The sequence below is a fragment of the Lentzea sp. NPDC036949 genome (genome assembly GCF_055608075.1).
Map to the genome: position 1 here is coordinate 571,106 of NZ_JBVJRA010000004.1, position 17,046 is coordinate 588,151.

At 71.4% G+C, this 17,046-nt stretch carries 14 protein-coding genes; 5 read left to right on the plus strand and 9 right to left on the minus strand.

Annotated elements, in window-relative coordinates:
• The first annotated feature begins 1 nt into the window (after nt 1).
• Complete coding sequence (locus ACZ7CD_RS15265) at nt 2-1,420, plus strand: glycoside hydrolase family 3 protein (RefSeq protein ID WP_458429589.1); 1,419 nt, start codon at nt 2-4, stop codon at nt 1,418-1,420.
• Nucleotides 1,417-2,460, plus strand: coding sequence for an SIS domain-containing protein (locus tag ACZ7CD_RS15270; protein WP_470379098.1), 1,044 nt, complete (start codon nt 1,417-1,419; stop codon nt 2,458-2,460). Before ACZ7CD_RS15265 ends, ACZ7CD_RS15270 begins: the two co-directional genes overlap by 4 nt.
• 344 nt (nt 2,461-2,804) lie before the next feature.
• Here the strand turns inward: ACZ7CD_RS15270 and nagA are convergent, their stop codons facing one another.
• Complete coding sequence (gene nagA / locus ACZ7CD_RS15275; protein ID WP_470379099.1) at nt 2,805-4,016, minus strand: N-acetylglucosamine-6-phosphate deacetylase; 1,212 nt, start codon at nt 4,014-4,016, stop codon at nt 2,805-2,807.
• A gap of 187 nt (nt 4,017-4,203) precedes the next feature.
• On the opposite strand from nagA, the gene ACZ7CD_RS15280 reads away from it, so the two are divergent.
• A complete protein-coding gene (locus ACZ7CD_RS15280; RefSeq protein ID WP_360385377.1) occupies nt 4,204-4,878 on the plus strand; it encodes a FadR/GntR family transcriptional regulator in 675 nt (224 codons plus the stop codon).
• Here ACZ7CD_RS15280 and ACZ7CD_RS15285 read toward each other — a convergent pair.
• A complete protein-coding gene (locus tag ACZ7CD_RS15285) occupies nt 4,864-5,724 on the minus strand; it encodes a LysR family transcriptional regulator (protein WP_360385374.1) in 861 nt (286 codons plus the stop codon). The genes ACZ7CD_RS15280 and ACZ7CD_RS15285 overlap by 15 nt on opposite strands.
• A gap of 89 nt (nt 5,725-5,813) precedes the next feature.
• On the opposite strand from ACZ7CD_RS15285, the gene dapA reads away from it, so the two are divergent.
• Nucleotides 5,814-6,674, plus strand: a complete 861-nt coding sequence (gene dapA / locus ACZ7CD_RS15290) for a 4-hydroxy-tetrahydrodipicolinate synthase (RefSeq protein ID WP_360385372.1) — start codon at nt 5,814-5,816, stop codon at nt 6,672-6,674.
• A gap of 15 nt (nt 6,675-6,689) precedes the next feature.
• Here the strand turns inward: dapA and ACZ7CD_RS15295 are convergent, their stop codons facing one another.
• The 7 genes from ACZ7CD_RS15295 to ACZ7CD_RS15325 are packed head-to-tail and all read right to left on the minus strand — an operon-like array spanning nt 6,690 to nt 14,109.
• A complete protein-coding gene (locus tag ACZ7CD_RS15295; protein WP_470379100.1) occupies nt 6,690-7,646 on the minus strand; it encodes an aldo/keto reductase in 957 nt (318 codons plus the stop codon).
• 5 nt (nt 7,647-7,651) lie between these two features.
• Complete coding sequence (locus tag ACZ7CD_RS15300) at nt 7,652-8,668, minus strand: ABC transporter permease (RefSeq protein WP_360385368.1); 1,017 nt, start codon at nt 8,666-8,668, stop codon at nt 7,652-7,654.
• Entirely contained in the window at nt 8,665-10,140 is a 1,476-nt protein-coding gene (locus tag ACZ7CD_RS15305) for a sugar ABC transporter ATP-binding protein (protein ID WP_470379101.1), read from the minus strand. The genes ACZ7CD_RS15300 and ACZ7CD_RS15305 overlap by 4 nt, the downstream gene beginning before the upstream one ends.
• Nucleotides 10,137-11,180: a sugar ABC transporter substrate-binding protein gene (locus ACZ7CD_RS15310; RefSeq protein ID WP_360385364.1), complete on the minus strand. Its 1,044-nt coding sequence runs from the start codon at nt 11,178-11,180 to the stop codon at nt 10,137-10,139. The genes ACZ7CD_RS15305 and ACZ7CD_RS15310 overlap by 4 nt, the downstream gene beginning before the upstream one ends.
• 14 nt (nt 11,181-11,194) lie before the next feature.
• Complete coding sequence (locus tag ACZ7CD_RS15315; protein WP_470379102.1) at nt 11,195-11,947, minus strand: SDR family NAD(P)-dependent oxidoreductase; 753 nt, start codon at nt 11,945-11,947, stop codon at nt 11,195-11,197.
• Entirely contained in the window at nt 11,940-13,250 is a 1,311-nt protein-coding gene (locus tag ACZ7CD_RS15320; protein ID WP_470374243.1) for an enolase C-terminal domain-like protein, read from the minus strand. Before ACZ7CD_RS15320 ends, ACZ7CD_RS15315 begins: the two co-directional genes overlap by 8 nt.
• A 4-nt stretch (nt 13,251-13,254) precedes the next feature.
• Nucleotides 13,255-14,109 (minus strand): fumarylacetoacetate hydrolase family protein, encoded by an 855-nt coding sequence (locus ACZ7CD_RS15325; protein WP_360385358.1) that lies wholly within the window; start codon nt 14,107-14,109, stop codon nt 13,255-13,257.
• A gap of 113 nt (nt 14,110-14,222) precedes the next feature.
• Here ACZ7CD_RS15325 and ACZ7CD_RS15330 point away from each other — a divergent pair, with 113 nt between their 5' ends.
• Nucleotides 14,223-17,033 (plus strand): S8 family peptidase, encoded by a 2,811-nt coding sequence (locus ACZ7CD_RS15330; RefSeq protein WP_470379103.1) that lies wholly within the window; start codon nt 14,223-14,225, stop codon nt 17,031-17,033.
• The last annotated feature ends 13 nt before the right edge of the window (nt 17,034-17,046 follow it).

Consider the following 17,046-nt stretch of genomic DNA (forward strand, 5'->3'; position numbering starts at 1 on the left):
CGTGGATCAGTTGGCCGCTGCCGTTCTGCTGCCCGGTTTTCACGGGACGACCGCCCCCGACTGGTTGGTGCGGCGGGTCGCTGACGGTCTCGGCGGGGTGGTCCTGTTCGGCCGCAACGTCGTCTCCGACGACCAGGTGACCTCGCTGTGCGCGCAGCTGCGCTCGGCGCGGCCGGACGTGGTGATCGGCATCGACGAGGAGGGCGGCGACGTCACCCGCCTCGACGCGGGCCACGGGTCCGAGGTGCCCGGCAACTACGCCCTGGGCGTGGCGGACGACCTCGACCTGACCCGGTCCGTGGCCGCCTCGATCGGCGCGCGGCTGGCCCGGTGCGGCATCTCGCTGAACCTGGCGCCGTCGGCGGACCTGGTGCTGACGCTCGACGACCCGATCATCGGCGTGCGGGCGTTCGGCTCGGACCCGGTGCTCGCCGCGCGGCACGTCGCCGCGTGGGTGGAGGGCCTGCAGGCCGTCGGTGTCGCGGCGTGTGCCAAGCACTTCCCCGGTCACGGTGCGTCCACTGAGGACTCGCACGAGCAGCTCCCGGTGCTGCCGCGCACCGAGCAGCAGCTGCGCGAGGTCGAGCTGGTGCCGTTCCGCGCGGCGGTGAACGCGGGGGTGCGGTCGATCATGACCGGCCACCTCGTGATCCCCGAGTGGGGCAGCGCGCCGGTGACGTTGAACAAGCACGCGATCGACCTGCTGCGCCGCGAGCTCGGCTTCACCGGCGCGGTGATCACCGACGGCCTGGACATGAAGGCCGTCGGCGGCGACCTGGCGGTGGGTGCGGTGAAGGCACTGGCCGCGGGCGTCGACGCGCTGTGCCTGGGCGGCATCCCGCTCGACGACGCGGAGATCCAGTGGCTGATCGACTCGATCGTCGCCGCGGTGCGGTCCGGTGAGCTGTCGGAGGAGCGCCTGGCCCAGGCCGCGGCCCGGTCGCTGGCACTCGGCCTGCCGCCGTCGACCGTGGACGCGCACGACGCCGAGATCGGCCTCACGGCCGCTCGACGCGCTGTCTCGGTCCGCGGTCGCGTCGGTGTCGGTGCGGACCCGGTCGTCGTCGACCTGGTGGTGGACCCGTCGATCGCGGTCGGCGACGTCCCGTGGGGCCTCGGTCCGTACCTGAGCGAGGTCCTGCCGGGCACCGAGGTGATCGCGGCCCGCGACATCTCGGCCGAAGAAGTTGCGAGCGCCGCCGGCAAGCGCACGATCGTGGTGGTGACGCGCGACGCCCACCGCCACACCAGCGCTCGACAACTGGTAACTAACTTAACTAATCTGGGCCTGGACGTGGTGCACGTCGAAACCGGCGTGCCGGGTCCCGACCTGGGCAGCGTCGCCCGCATCGACACCCACGGCGGTTCTCGGGTGAGCCTCCGGGCCGCGGCCGAGCTGATCCTGAAAGGCACGACATGACCACGCCCCAGCCCGGCCAGCACATGGCCGCGGAGATCGCGGCCCAGCCGTCGATCTTCTCGTCCCTCTACGCGTCCCGGTCGTCAGTGGCTGAGGTGGCCGCCGTCATCCGGGAGCGCGCACCTCGTTTCGTGCTGTTCGCGGCGCGCGGTTCGAGCGACCACGCGGCCATCTACGCGAAGTACCTGACCGAGATCCTGCTGCAGCTGCCAGCGGGCCTGGTCTCCGCGTCCACCACGACCCTGTACGGCGCGGAGCCCGACCTGCGCGACGTGCTGCTGGTGACGGTGTCGCAGTCGGGCGGCTCCCCCGACCTGCTGGAGGTCACCGCCTCCGCACGCCGCCGCGGCGCCCTCACCGTGGCGGTGACGAACACCGCCACCTCCCCGCTGAACGCGGCCGCCGAGCTCTCGGTGGACGTCTCGGCCGGCGTCGAACACGCGGTGGCCGCCACCAAGACCTACTCGGCCACCCTGCTGGCCCTGTACCTGCTGATCGACGCCGTCCGCGGCGGCAACGGCGCGGCAGCGGCCCCCCTGGGCGACCTGGCCCAGGTGACGCTGGACGCCTCCACCCCGACCGTGGAGGAGGCGGTCCGCCGCTACCGCTTCGTCGACCGCGTGCTCACCACGGGCCGCGGCTACTCCTACGCCACGGCCCTGGAAGCCTCCCTGAAGCTGGCGGAGACCTCCTACCTGGCCGCCCGCGCCTACTCCGGCGCCGACCTCCTGCACGGCCCGGTGGCCGCCGTCGACGGCGAGACCGCCGTCCTCGCGATCACCTCGCTGGGCAGGGGCGGCGACTCACTGCGCGACGCCCTGGACGTGGTCCACCAGCGCGGCGCCGACGTGGTCGCCGTGGGCTCCGCCTCCGAGAAGGTCGGCGCGACCCTGTCGATCGCCATCCCGGAGACGGCCGAGGAGGTCGCACCGGTCCTGGAGATCCTGCCGGTGCAACGCCTGGCCCACGGCCTGGCCCTGGCGCGCGGTGGTGACCCGGACAGCCCGCGGGGGCTGAACAAGGTGACGCGCACCCTCTAGGGGTTCTTCGTTCCGCTGGCTCGATCGGCCGTCCGGGGCTTTCGCTCCGGGCGGCCTTTTCGTGCTTGCGGCCTGGGTCGGCACCACTCGAACGGGTGAAGCTTGTCCTGATCCACGCCTGGGCTCGTCTTGTACGTGTCCGAAACACACCCGTTCCTGCGCCCGCAGGTATGGAAGCGCGCGGAGGGGGCGTTGCCCGTGGGTCGAGCCGGAGGTGAGGAGCGCCGGAGGTGAGAAGCGCCGGAGCTCCACGCCTCGAAACCGGCCCGGAAAACGGCCAGGGGGACCGCCGCCTCAGCAGACGATCCCCCTCAGCCCACGAACCCAGCCGCTACGAACCGGGCCTACTGTCCAGCGGTCGCGTACCCCACCGCCCCGACGGGAGCAACGGGCGCAACCGGCACCGCGGCGTCGAACACGACCTCCCCGTCGACCCACACCTTCCTGGGCCGCAGCTCGTCGTCCCACCACACGAGGTCGGCCACGGCCCCCGGCGCCAGCCGCCCGAGCCCGGACTCGCCGATCGCCTCGGCCGGCACGATCGTCGCCGAGGCCAGCGCGTCCGCCGCGGGTACGCCGACGGACACGATGTTGCGCACGGCGCGGTCCAGCGTCAGCGCCGAGCCCGCGATCGTGCCCTCGGGGGAGCGGGGCACGCCGTCCTCGGTGAGGAGGACGTCCGCGCCGCCGAGGTGGTAGCGGCCAGGGGGCATGCCCGCCGCGGCCACGGCGTCGGTCACCAGGGCCACCCGTGCGCCGGCCGCGTTGAACACGAGGCGGCACACGTCCGGGCCCACGTGGGCCAGGTCGGCGATCAGGCCCAGCGTGAAGCGGTCGTCGACCAGGGCGACGCCGGGTACGCCGGGTTCGCGGTGGCCGAGGGGGCGCTGGGCGTTGAACAGGTGCGTCACCATGCGGGCACCCGCGTCGGCGGCGGCGCGGGTCTGTTCGCCGGTGGCGTCGGAGTGGCCGACGGCCACGAGCACCCCGGCGTCGACCAGGCGGCGGATCGCCTCGAAGCCGCCGGGCTGTTCGGGTGCCAGGGTCACCATGCGCAGCGCCCTGCGCAGGGCGTCGTCGTTCAGGAGCGCGTCGATCTGGTCGGGACCAGGCTCGACCATGAACGACGGGTCGTGCACGCCCGCCCGTTTCGGTGACAGGAACGGCCCCTCGAGGTGCACGCCGAGGGGACGTGCGCCCACCCCGTCGGGCAGTGCGGCCGAGGCGGCCAGCACGGCGCGGGCCTGGTGGATGACCACGTCAACCGGTGCGGTGATCAACGTGGGCAGGAAGCGGGTCACACCCGTGGCTGGCAGTGCTGCTGCGACCGAGCGCATGCCGGCGGCGTCCACCTCGGCGAAGTCGACGCCGACGGCGCCGTTCACCTGGACGTCGACCAGACCCGGTGTGAGCAGGCCGTCGGATAGGACCTCCGCGCCGGGTGGAGCTTCACCGGTGGTCACCTCGACGATGCGGCCGTCCCTGATCCGCACCGAGGCAGGACCGACGATCGTGCGACCGAGCAAAGCGCGCGGTGCTGCGACAACGGCGTCCAAGATCCCTCCTTGAATGGTCCAGACCATTATGGCGACAACGGGGGTCCGCGTCACGTGTCGTTAGCAGATAACCATCCCACAAAACAGTGAGTGAATGAGCGTCATGTTTACCGGGACCCGTGTGGGTGATCGGAGGTGACGCATACTGGTGTCAGACATCCGAGGTCTACGACGAGTTGAGGGTGCTGTGGCAGTCACCGACGATGCGATCCTGCGCGTCAAGGAGATGATCGTGTCCGGCGAGCTGAAGCCGGGCGACCGTCTCCCGCGGGAGGCTGACCTGGCCGAACGCCTCGGTCTCTCGCGCAACTCGCTGCGCGAGGCCGTCAAGGCGCTGTCGCTCGTCCGGGTGCTCGACGTCCGCCAGGGCGACGGCACCTACGTCTCGTCGCTGCGCGCGGACGACCTGCTGGGCGCGCTCTCGTTCGTGCTCGACCTGCACCGCGGCGAAGATTCGGTGCTGGAGGTCCTCCAGGTCCGCCGCATCCTCGAACCCGCCGCGGCCGCGATGGCCGCCCAGCGCATCGACCCGGACGAGGTCGTGAAGCTGCGGACCCTGTGCGACGCCGCCGAGCAGGCGAAGTCCGTCGAGGAGCTGGTCGAGCACGACCTGGAGTTCCACCGCGCCATCGCCCAGTGCTCCGGCAACGCCTACCTCGCGCAGCTCCTCGACACCCTCGCCGGTCCCACGGTCCGGGTGCGGATCTGGCGCGGCATCACCCAGTCGAACGCCGTGGACCGCACGGTCGCCGAGCACCGCGCGATCGTGGACGCGCTCGCTGCGCACCAGCCGGAGCTGGCGCGCAGCTGGTCGACGGTGCACGTGGCCGGCGTCGAGCAGTGGCTGTCAGACCTGGCGTAGCTGCTCCAGCACCACCCGCACCGCCGGTTGCCCGTCCGCCCGCTTGCGCACCACCGCCGACACCGTGCGGAACACCTGCTGCTTCAACGGCCGCAACGCCACCCCGGGCCGCCGCGCCACCGAGGGCACCAACGCCACCCCGAGACCGGCTTCGACCAACCCACACATGACACCGAAGTCGTCGCAGTAGGCCTGTGCCCGCGGCACGAACCCGGCCGCACCGCAGGCCCGCTGGGTCAGCTCGTGGCACGACGCGTCGGTGCGCGGCATGATCCACGGGCGGTCCGCCAGCAGTGCGAGGTCCACAGAATCCTGCTGCACCAACGGGTCTGACAGCGGCAGGGCCACGTTCACCGGTTCCACGAACATCTCGTGGGACTCGCAGGACTCGGGCAGCGTGCGCGGCATGATGTTGTACGAGTGGATGACGGCGATGTCGACGTCGCCGCGCCGCAACGCGGGCAGTGACGACTCGGGTTCCATCTCGTGCACGAACAGGTCCACATCGGACCCGTGTGCCGAGCGCAGCAGCTGGATCACGCGCGGGAGCAACGCGGCCACCGACACGAACGCGCCGATGCGGACCACGCCGGAGACCGAGGTGCGCAGGGAGGCGAGGTCGGCTTCGGCCGCTGCCAGCTGGTCGAGGACGAGCTGGGTGTGCGCGGCGAGCACGTGGCCGGCGCGGGTCAGCGTCAGCCGGCGGCCCGCCCGTTCGACCAGGGCCACGCCGGCCTCGCGTTCCAGTGCGGCGAGCTGCTGGGAGACCGCGGGCGAGGTCACGTGCAGGGCCTCGGCGGCCGCGGTGACCGTGCCGTGGACCGACAGGGCGTGGAGCAGTCTCAAGCGCCGTACGTCCAACACAAAGCTCAGCTTAACGTTCCGGGCAGAACTTCTAACTGGAACTTCGCGAAAACTAGAGCCACGCTGGAGGCATGTTCGGACGAGTGCTGGTAGCGATGGTCACCCCGTTCACCCCGGACGGTGACCTGGACCTCGGGGGTGCGCAGGAGCTGGCGGCGCACCTCGTCGACAGGGGTGGTGCGGACGGGCTGGTCGTCAACGGGACGACCGGTGAGGCGCCGACCACCACCGACAGCGAGAAGGCGCGGGTCATCAGGGCCGTCAGCGAGGCGGTCGGTGACCGGACGCACGTCATCGCGGGTGTGGGGACCAACTCCACCCGCCACACCATTGAGCTCGCGCGGCAGGCTGAGGAGAACGGCGCGCACGGGCTGCTGGTCGTGACGCCCTACTACAGCAAGCCCACGCAGGAGGGCGTCGAGAACCACTTCCGGCGGGTGGCGGACGCGTCCGGGCTGCCGGCGCTGCTCTACGACATCCCCGGTCGCACGGCCACCGCGATCGACACCGAGACGCTGCTGCGGCTGGCCGAGCACCCGCGGATCGTGGGCGTGAAGGACTGCAAGGTCGACCTGCTGGCGACCGCGAGGGTCATCGCCGAGACCGGGCTCGACTACTACTCGGGCAACGACGAGCTGATCCTGCCGCTGTACTCGATCGGTGGCGTCGGCACGGTCAGCACCGTCGGGCACGTCGTCGGCAACGAGATCAAGGCGATGCTCGACGCCTACGACGAGGGTGACAACAAGGAGGCGCTGCGCCGGCACCAGGCGCTGCTGCCGGTGATCACCGCGATCATGACGCGCGAGCCGGGTGCCGTGGCGGTCAAGGCGGCGCTCACCCTGCTCGGGCTGCCCGCGGGTCCGGTGCGGGAGCCGCTCGCCGAGGCCACGCCGCGGCTGGTCGACGAGCTGAAGGCGTTGTTCGCCTAGGGGGCGCGGACCCGGTCACGGCGTGGGCACCTCGGCACCGAGCAGGCCCGCGGACTTCAGCTCCTCCCACACCCCGGCCGGGATCGACGCCGAGAAGTACGCGCTGTTCGCGGTCATCTGCTCGGCCGTGCGCGCGCCGATCACGACCGACACGACGGCGGGGTGGCCGAGGGCGAACTGGATCGCCGCCTCGGGCAGCGTCACGCCGTGCCGCCCGCACACCTCGGCGATGGCGCGGGCGCGGGCCACGAGCTCCGGCGGCGCCTCCTCGTAGTTGTACCTGGCGTCCGCCGGCACGACCGGCTTCGACAGCAGCCCGGAGTTGAAGACACCGCACGCCACCACGGACACGCCGCGTTCAAGGCACAGCGGCAGGAACGTGGGCAGCGAGGGCTGTTCCAGCAGCGTGTACCGGCCGGCCAGCATCACCACGTCGATGTCGGTCTCGCGGACGAACCGCTCCGGCATCTCCCACTGGTTCATGCCGACGCCGATGGCACCCACGACCCCCTGCGACCGCAACGACTCCAGCGCCGGGTACGCCTCGCCGAACGCCGCGTCCCAGTGCTCGTCGGGATCGTGGATGTAGACGATCTCCACTCGGTCGGTCCCCAGACGCTCCAAAGAGGACTCAAGAGACCGCAGGACACCGTCGGCCGAGTAGTCGCGAATCCGCCGGAAGTGGCGCGGCACCGCGAAACCCTCGTCGTCCATCCTGGTGCCGTCGAACGGTTCCAGCACCCGCCCGACCTTCGTGGAGAGCACGTACCCGTCACGCGGGCGGCCGGACAGCGCCACGCCGAGGCGGCGTTCGGACAGGCCGAGGCCGTAGTGCGGCGCTGTGTCGAAGTAGCGGACACCGGTCTGCCAGGCGGCTTCGACCGCGCCGAAGGCCTCGGCGTCGGACACCTCCCGGTAGAGGTTGCCGATCGGCGCGGCACCGAAGCCGAGACGGGAAACGGGCACCTTCACGGGCGTCACTCCTGCTTCTGGCCGGTGGCGAACCTGGTCACGATCAGCGCGAGGATGATCACCGCGCCGTACGACGCCTTGATGTAGAACCCGGACACGCCCTGCAGCCGCAGGATCTGCTCCACGAGCCCCAGCATCAGCACGCCCGACAGCGCGCCGAACAGCGTGCCCTTGCCGCCCTGCAACGAGATCCCGCCGATCACCGCGGCCGCGAAGACCTGGAAGATCATGCCTTCTCCCTGGGTCGCGGCGACGGAGCCGAGGCGCCCGGTCATCAGGATGCCCGCGACGACCGCGAGCACGGAGCCGATGACCAGCACCAGCCACACCACCCGGTCGACCCGGATGCCGGCCGCGCGTGCCGCCTCGGAGTTGCCGCCGATGGCGTACAGCGACCGCCCGGCGCGCAGGTACTTCAGCACGAAGATCCCCGCGGCGTAGCAGACGATGCAGATCCACACCGCCGCCGGCAGCCCGAGCCACGTCGTGGAACCCAGGTACAGGAACGACTCCGGCACGTCGATCAGCGACTTGCCCTCGGTGATCGCGAGCTGCAGGCCGCGCAGCATGGTCAGCATGCCCAGGGTCACCATGAACCCGGACAGACCGACCTTGAGGATGAGGAACCCGTTCAGGCCGCCGATCACGACCCCGATCAGCAGGCACAGCGGCAGTGCCAGCCAGGCCGCCAGGCCGACGCCGAGGCCGCCGGACGACGCCGGAATGATCAACGCGACGGCCAGCGCGGGCGCGAGGCCGACGGTCGACTCGAGCGACAGGTCCATCTTGCCGACGACCAGGATCATCGCCTGGCCCAGCACCAGCAGCGAGAGCTCGCTCTGCTGGGTCAGCACGGCGATCAGGTTGCCGGAGGTGAGGAAGATCGGCGACAGGACAGAGCCGACGACCAGCAGCAGCACGATCACCGGGACCAGCGCCAGGTCCTGGTACCGCGCGAACTGGAACTTCTGCTTCCCCGGCGGTGTGGGCGCCGGGACGGGCGGAGTCATGGCCTTGGTCATTCCGCACTCATTCCTTCAATGGCAGAGATGAGCTCCTGGTCGCGCCAGCCGCGGGCGAACTCCCGCACCACCCGGCCGTGGAACATCACCAGAACACGGTCGCAGACCCGCAGGTCGTCGAGCTCGTCGGACACGACGACCGCCGCCTTGCCCCGGCGTGCCTGTGCGTCGACGACGCCGAGCAGCGACTCCTTGGACTTCACGTCGACCCCCGCGGTGGGGTTGATCAGCACCAGCACAGCCGGGTCGCCCGCGAGGGCCCGCGCCATCACGACCTTCTGCTGGTTGCCGCCGGACAGGTCCGACACCGGCTGGTCCGGTCCCGCGGCCTTCACGTCGTAGGAGGCGATCGCCGTCGCCCCCGCCGCCCGCTGGGCCCGCGGCCACACGAACGCGCCGGCGGTGCTCAGCGTCGCGTTCTCCGCGATCGACAGGTCGAGCACGAGCCCCTGGTGGTGCCGGTCCCGTGGCACGCAACCGATTCCGGCTTTCAGGGCCGACGGCACGTCACCGCCGCGCACCGCGGTTCCGTCCACCGAGATCGCTCCCCCGGACGGCTTGCGCAGCCCGTACACGGTCTCGGCGAACTCGTGCTTGCCCGACGACGCGCTGCCGGCCAAGCCGATCACCTCGCCGCGCGCCGCCGACAGCGTGACGTCCGAGAACGCGTCACCGCTCAGCGCCGACACGGTCAGCACGGCTTCGGCCGACGACGGCCGGTCGGCGCCGCTGGGCACGTTCAGCCCGCCCGCCTCACCGGTCATCGCCTCGATGAGGGCGGGTTTCGACATCTCCGCGACCGGTGCGGTGACGACGTGCCGCGCGTCGCGGTAGACCGTCACCGTCTGGCAGACCTCGTAGACCTCCTGCAGGTGGTGGGAGATGAACAGGAACGTCACCCCCTTGGCCTGCAACGACCGCATCCGCGCGAACAGCCGCTCGATCGCCGGGCCGTCGAGCTGCGCGGTCGGTTCGTCGAGGATCACGAACCGCGAGCCGATCGACAGCGCCCGTGCGATCTCGACGAGCTGCCGCTGCTCGACGGTCAGCGCCGAGACCAGCGCGTCCGGGTGGACCGCCACGTCGTAGGTCTCCAGCAGCTCGGCCGCCTCGCGGCGCAGCCTCTTCCAGCTGATCAGCCCGCCGCCGAGGTCCTGCCGGTTGATGAACAGGTTCTCGGCGACCGACAGCTCCGGCACGACCGTCGACCTCTGGTACACGCACGCGACGTGCCGCCGCCAGGCCGCCCGGTCGGCGACCGGGGGCGCTGGTTCGCCGAAGAACGCGACCTCGCCCGCGTCCGGTACCTGCATGCCGGTCAGGACGGAGACCAGCGTCGACTTGCCGGCGCCGTTGCGCCCGACGAGCGCGTGCGACTCACCGGCGCGGACCTCGATGCCCACGTCGTCCAAGGCGAGGGTGCGGCCGAACCGCTTGGTGACGCCACGCGCGGTGGCTGCGAGCTCGCTCATCCGCCGATCTGGTTGCCCCAGAAGGCCTTGTCGTCGACGTTGTCCTTGGTGATCAGCGGTGCCGCGAGCTGGTCCTCCATGCGGCCGCCGCCGGTGTCGACGATCGTCGAGTCGTGGTCGGTCTTGCCCGGCTGGAACGTCTTGCCCTCGACCGCGGCCTTGGCGTAGAAGAGCGCCCACTGCGCGTAGAGGTCGGCCGGCTGGGAGACGGTCGCGTCGATCTCGCCCTTGCGGATCGCCTCCAGCTCCTGCGGGATGCCGTCGTTGGAGACGATGAAGATGTGCTTGGGGTCCGTCGGCGGGACGATGAGGTTCTTCTGCCGCAACACCTGCAGCGTCGGGGTGAGGAACGCGCCGCCGGCCTGCAGGTAGATGCCGTTGATGTCCGGGTGCTGGTTCAGCCGGGTCTGCAGGGCCGCGGACGCCTTGGCGCCCTCCCAGTCGGTCGGCTCCTCGAACACGGTGATGCCGGGGAAGTCCTCCTTCATGCAGGCGGCGAACGCCTCGGAGCGGTCGCGGCCGTTGACCGACGACAGCGCGCCCTGGAACTCGACGACCTTGCCCTTGCCGCCCAGCTTCTCGCCGAGGAACTTGCAGGCCTTCTCGCCGTAGGCCTTGTTGTCCGCGCGCACGACCATGTAGGTCTTGCCCTTGTCCGGGCGGGTGTCGACGGTGACGACGGGGATGTTCGCCTTCTCCAGCCGGTCCAGGGTGGACGCGATGGCACCGGTGTCCTGCGGGGCCATGATGATCGCCTTGGCGCCCTGCGACTGCAGTGACTGGGCGTTGGCGACGAGGTTCTCGACCTTGTTCTGCGAGTTGGTGGGGTTGAGCAGGTTGACGCCGAGGTCCTTGGCCTTCTCCGGGAAGTACTTGATGTAGGAGTTCCAGAAGTCGGTGTCGGCGCGCGGGTGGTCGGCGCCGATCGGGCCGACGCCACCGGCTCCCGCACCGCCGGCGCCGCCACCGCCGCAGGCGGACAGTGTCAGGGCACCGGCGAGGGCGAGGCACACCGCGGCGGTGAGGTTGCGACGCTTCATCGTTGAGCTGCCTTTCATTGCTGCTGGGGACGCAGGCGCAAGCCGTACATGCCGCCGTCGACGGCGAGGACCGTGCCGGCGGTGGAACCCGACAGCGGGCTCGCCAGGTAGGCGATCGCACCCGCGACCTCGTCGGCGGAGACGAGCCGGCCGTGCGGCTGGCGGGCCTCCAGCGCGGCCCGTTCGGCGGCCGGGTCCGGTGCCGAGTCGAGCAGGCGGCCCACCCACGGGGTGTCCGCGGTACCGGGGGCGACCGCGTTGACGCGGATGCCCTCGCGGAGGTGGTCGGCGGCCATCGCGAGGGTCACCGCGTGCACCGCCCCCTTGCTGGCCGAGTAGAGGGCGCGCTGCGGCAGCCCCGACCACCCGGCGATCGAGCCGGTGTTCACGACCGCCGCTGCCGGCGAGTTGCGCAGGTGCGGCAGCGCGGCCCTGGTGACGCGGACGATGCCGAGGACGTTGACGTTCAGGACCTTCAGCCACTCCTCGTCGGAGTTGCCGGCCACGTCGCCCTGGGCGCCGATGCCGGCGTTGTTCACGACCACGTCGAGGCGCCCGAACTGCCGCACGACCTCGTCGACGGCGGCCCGCACGCTCTCGTCGTCGGAGACGTCCGCGCGGATGCCGGTGAGCGGCTCGGGCACGTCCGGGTTGAGGTCCAGCGCCGCGACGGTCGCTCCCCTGCTGCTCAGCAGGGTCGCCGTGGCGAGGCCGATGCCGGACGCACCGCCCGTGACGACGGCGACGAGGCCTTCGAAGTCAGTCATCCGCGCGCTCCAGTTCCGTCCACACGGGACCTCCGGGGTACGCGTAGTCGACGAGCGTCTCGTCCTTGAGCTGCGCGGAGAACCCCGGCGCCGTGGGTGCCAGGTAGCGGCCGTTCTCGACGACGGCGGGGTCGAGGAAGTGCTCGTGCAGGTGGTCGACCCACTCGATCACGCGCTCGCCGACCTCACCGGAGACGGCGACGTAGTCGAAGAACGACAGGTGCCTGACCAGCTCGCACAGGCCGACACCGCCGGCGTGCGGGCACACCGGCACACCGAACTTCTTGGCCAGCAGCAGGATCGCGATGTTCTCGTTCACACCGGCGACCCGGCAGGCGTCGAGCTGCAGCACGTCGATCGCACCGGCCTGCAGCAGCTGCTTGAACACCACGCGGTTCTGCACGTGCTCGCCGGTGGCGATCCTCATCGGGGCGAGCGCCTCGCCGATGGCGCGGTGGGCCAGCACGTCGTCCGGTGAGGTGGGCTCCTCGATCCAGTACGGGTCGTACGGTGCCAGCTCGCGCATCCACCTGACCGCGGTGCCGACGTCCCAGCGCTGGTTCGCGTCGACCGCGACCCGCACCTCGTCGCCGACGACCTCGCGGGCGAGCTTCATCCGCCGCACGTCGTCGTCGAGGCTGCCGCCGACCTTGAGCTTGATCATGTCGAAGCCGTCGGCGAGGGCCTGGCGGGCGAGCGTCGCGAGCTTCTCGTCGGAGTAGCCGAGCCAGCCCGGTGACGTCGTGTAGGCCGGATATCCGTCGCGGGCAACGGACTCCGCGCGTTCTGCCTTGCCGGGCTCGACCGCGCGCAGCAGCCGCAGCGCCTCGTCCGGTGTCAGCGCGTCGGAGAGGTAGCGGAAGTCGACGAGCCCGACGACCTCCTCGGGTGTCATGCGGGCGAGGAACCGCCAGACCGGCAGCCCGGCGCGGCGGGCGGCGAGGTCCCACGCGGCGTTGACGACCGCGCCGATCGCCATGTGCGCCACGCCCTTCTCCGGGCCGAGCCAGCGCAGCTGCGAGTCGCCGATCAGCTCGAAGTACAGCTCGCCCAGCGCCTGCGCGGTCTCCGGCACGGCCTTGCCGACGACGTGCGGGGCCAGTGCCTTGATCGCGGCGGCCTGCACGTCGTTGCCGCGGCCGATGGTGAACGCGAGCCCGTGGCCCTCCGGTCCGTCGTCGGTGCGCAGCACGACGTAGGCGGCGGAGTAGTCGGGGTCGGGGTTCATCGCGTCGGAGCCGTCGAGCTCGCGCGAGGTCGGGAAGCGGATGTCGAGCACGTCCAGTGCGGTGATCGTGGGCATGGGCTCAGGCCTGCCCGAGGGTCTGCCGCTGCTTGCCGAGGCCCTCGATCTCCAGCTCGACCACGTCGCCGGCGCGCAGGTACGGCTTGGGCTCGGGCTGGCCGAGCGCCACCCCAGCGGGTGTACCTGTGTTGATGACGTCACCCGGACGAAGGACGAGGAACTGGCTGAGGTAGCGCACGACCTCCGCGATCGGGAAGATCATGTTCTTGGTGGTGGAGTTCTGCTTCAGCTCGCCGTTCACCCAGAGCCGCATCGCGAGGTCCTGCGGGTCGGCGATCTCGTCTGCGGGCACGAGGAAGGGGCCGAGCGGGTTGAACGTCTCGCAGTTCTTGCCCTTGTCCCAGGTGCCGCCGCGCTCGATCTGGAACTCGCGTTCCGAGACGTCGTGCGAGAGCACGTACGCGCCGACGCACGCCAGGCCGTCCTCTTCGGACTCCAGGTAGCGGGCGGTGCGCCCGATGACGACGCCGAGCTCGACCTCCCAGTCGGTCTTCACCGACCGGCGGGGCACGAGCACCTCGTCGTACGGTCCGACGACCGTGTCCGGCGTCTTGAGGAACACCACGGGTTCGCCGGGGATGTCGGCGCCGGTCTCCTCCGCGTGGTCGCGGTAGTTGAGGCCGATGCAGATGATCTTGCCGGGGTGCGCGAGCGGCGCTCCGACCCGCACCCCCTCGGTGTCGAGCGCCTGGAGCTCGCCCGCGTCGAGGGCGGCGCGGACGCGGGCGACACCGCCGTCGGCGAGGAAGCCGCCGTCGATGTCGGGGGTGATCGGCAGGAGGTCGTACGTCGTCCCGTCGCCGGTCCTCACCGCGGGACGTTCAGCGCCGACCGGTCCGAGCCGCAGAAGCTGCACGGCGGTTCCTCCTCTGCTCACACCGCACGAAATACATCGGATGTATAGCCCTGCCGAGGCACTCGCGTCTAGGCCCTGACGTGAAGTCGTCCGATGACTAGGAGAGGTTGATCATGAATTTGGCCATCGCGTCACTCCTGGTGGGCGCGCTGCTGACACCCGTTGCTTCGCCGCCGGATGTAACCGTTTTCGTCGAGCTGACCTCGGCCCCGGCGGTCGAGTCGAGGGACGCTTCTCAGGCGCGTTCCGCACGGGAGCGGATCTCGGAGCACGTGTCGCGGGTCGTATCTCGGTCCGGTGGGAAGGAGGTTGCGCGAACGACCAACGCGGTGCCCGGCGTCGTCCTCGCGGTCGGCCGTTCCCACCTGTCGGAACTGGCGCGGATGCCCGAGGTCCGCGCGGTCCACCGGATGGTCCCGAAGGAGCCGTCCAACGCCTCCGCCGTCCGGCTCACCCGCACCTCCGACGTCTGGCGGTCGCTCGGCCGCCTCGGCGAGGGCGTCCGGATCGGCGTGATCGACACGGGCATCGACTACCGGCACGCGGACTTCGGCGGCGGCACGTTCCCGACGGCCAAGGTGGTCGGCGGGTACGACTTCGCGGGCGACGCCTACACCGCGGGCAAGGCCCCGCCGGTGCCGGACGCGGACCCGCTGGACTGCCAGGGCCACGGCACGCACGTGGCCGGCACGGCGGCCGGGTTCGGCGTGAACGCCGACGGCTCGACCTACCGCGGCTCGTACTCGTCGGTCGACCTCGACTCGATGCGGATCGGACCGGGAACGGCACCGCGGGCGTTGCTGTACGCGCTGAAGGTGTTCGGCTGCCGGGGTTCCACCGAACTGACCGCGAAGGCGCTGGACTGGGCGCTCGACCCGAACGGTGACGGCGACTTCTCCGACAAGCTCGACGTGGTGAACCTGTCGCTGGGCAGCAACTTCGGCGCACCGGACGACCCCGACTCGCTGTTCGTGCGCAAGCTGGTCGAGCACGGCGTGGTCGTGGTGGCGGCGGCGGGCAACGGCGGCGACCTCTACGACGTGTCCGGGTCGCCGGGCAACGCGCCGGGCGTGATCTCCGTGGCGAACAGCAGGGACGCGGGCGAGGTGCTCGACGGCGTCGAGGCGCTGGGACAGCGGTGGCCGGGCCAGTACAGCATCGGTTACAAGGACCCGATCGACCTGACGCTGCCGGTGGTGCGGCTGAAGTCCGGCGTGGACGGTTGCGAGCCGATCAGCGAGCCGTTGGCCGGCAAGCTCGTCTGGCTGGAGTGGGACGACGACGACGCGACGCGCGCCTGCGGTTCCGGTCCGCGCACGGACAACGCGTGGCAGGCCGGCGCGGCCGGGGTGCTGCTGCCGACGACGTTGCCGGCGTTCGCGGCCGGCATCGCGGGCAACGCGCACATCCCGGCGTTCCAGCTGACGGCGGCCGCGACCACGGCGCTGCGGCCCGCGCTGGAGGCCGGGACGCTGACGGTGCGCCTGGCGTCGTCGCTGAAGCGCGCGGTGCCGTCGGTGACGCCGGAGATCGAGGACACGATCACGCCCTCGTCGTCGCGGTCGCGGTCGGCGATCTCGGTGGCCGCCCCCGGTGACACGATCTTCTCCGCGGCCTCGGGAACCGCCTCGGACGGTGTGTCGATGGGTGGCACGTCGATGGCGTCGCCGCACGTGGCGGGCATCGCGGCCCTGCTGCGCGAGGCGCATCCGCGGTGGACGGTCGAGGAGATCCGCGCCGCGCTGGTGAACACGGCCTCCGGGGTGGTCCGGTCCGCGTCCGGCGTGCGGGAGGCGCCGATGCGGGTCGGTTCCGGCCGGGTGGACGGGCTGGCGGCGCTCGGCGCGGACGTGCTGGTGCTGGGCGACGCGTCGTTCGGCACGGTCGAGGTGGACGGGCCGGTGCAGGCCACGCGGACGTTGCGGGTGGTCAACAAGGGCACGGAACCGGTGCGGCTGAACCCGTTCTACGAGCCGATCACGAAGGTGCCGGGGGTGGCGTTCTCCGTGTCGCCGTTCGTGGTGGTGCCCGCAGGCGGGTCGGCGCCCGTGCGGGTGCAGCTGCGGATCACGAACCCGGCGGCGCTGCGCAAGACACCGGACCCGAGCGTGTCGCTGGCCGACGGCCGGCAGTTCCTGGCGGAGGCGTCCGGGCTCGTGCGGTTCACCGGCGACCGGTCGTTGCAGGTACCGGTCTACGCGGCGCCGAAGCCGGTGTCGCGGCTGTCGGTGTCGTCCGGCCGGGTCACCGGGCAGGGCTTGGACCAGGGCGAGTTCGTCGCGCGCATGACCGTGCTGGAACTGGGCGCGCGCTCACCGCGGCTGCCCGCGTGCACCCCGGAGGTGCGCGACGGCTGCACCGCGAACCGGACGGCCCGCGGCGCCGACCTGCGGTACGCCGGCGCGACCGCGACGCCGGAGCTGCTGGCGTTCGGCGTCGCGACCTGGGACACGTGGCAGAACCAGGGCGGCAACACCCGGCCGCGGGTGCGGTTCACGGTGGGCGGCAAGGAGTTCCTGACCGAGGCGGTCAAGCAGGAGGCCGCGGACGGCACCGTGACGGCGGACGTGTGGCTCGCGCGCACGACCGACGTCGCCTCTGACGAGGTGGTGGACGAACAGCCCCTCAACGGCCTGGCCGGTTCCACCGACACCAACCTCTTCGACAGCGACGTGGTGGTGCTGCCGGTGTCGCGCTCGGTGCTGCCGACCGGCCCGGTGACGTACACGGTGGCGGTGGCCAGCCGCTACCCCGCGCCCGCCGATGCCGACGAGCTCGTGGACGTGACCGAGCCTGCCGTCTTCGCCTACGGGACCGAGGTCCCTTCACTGTCCACTGTGATCCATCCGGGTGATCGAGTTCCGCCGGGCACCCTGGTGTTCTTCCACCACAACGCGACGGGTGACCGCGCACTGGCCGGGTGACACCCGGTTGGGC

Excerpts from the sequence above, each read along its gene's own strand:
- ACZ7CD_RS15270 (WP_470379098.1), top strand. The coding sequence starts at position 1,417 with ATGACCACGCCCCAGCCCGGCCAGCACATGGCCGCGGAGATCGCGGCC.
- dapA (WP_360385372.1), top strand. The coding sequence starts at position 5,814 with ATGTTCGGACGAGTGCTGGTAGCGATGGTCACCCCGTTCACCCCGGAC.
- ACZ7CD_RS15300 (WP_360385368.1), bottom strand. The coding sequence starts at position 8,668 with ATGACCAAGGCCATGACTCCGCCCGTCCCGGCGCCCACACCGCCGGGG.
- ACZ7CD_RS15305 (WP_470379101.1), bottom strand. The coding sequence starts at position 10,140 with ATGAGCGAGCTCGCAGCCACCGCGCGTGGCGTCACCAAGCGGTTCGGC.
- ACZ7CD_RS15310 (WP_360385364.1), bottom strand. The coding sequence starts at position 11,180 with ATGAAGCGTCGCAACCTCACCGCCGCGGTGTGCCTCGCCCTCGCCGGT.
- ACZ7CD_RS15315 (WP_470379102.1), bottom strand. The coding sequence starts at position 11,947 with ATGACTGACTTCGAAGGCCTCGTCGCCGTCGTCACGGGCGGTGCGTCC.
- ACZ7CD_RS15320 (WP_470374243.1), bottom strand. The coding sequence starts at position 13,250 with ATGCCCACGATCACCGCACTGGACGTGCTCGACATCCGCTTCCCGACC.
- ACZ7CD_RS15330 (WP_470379103.1), top strand. The coding sequence starts at position 14,223 with ATGAATTTGGCCATCGCGTCACTCCTGGTGGGCGCGCTGCTGACACCC.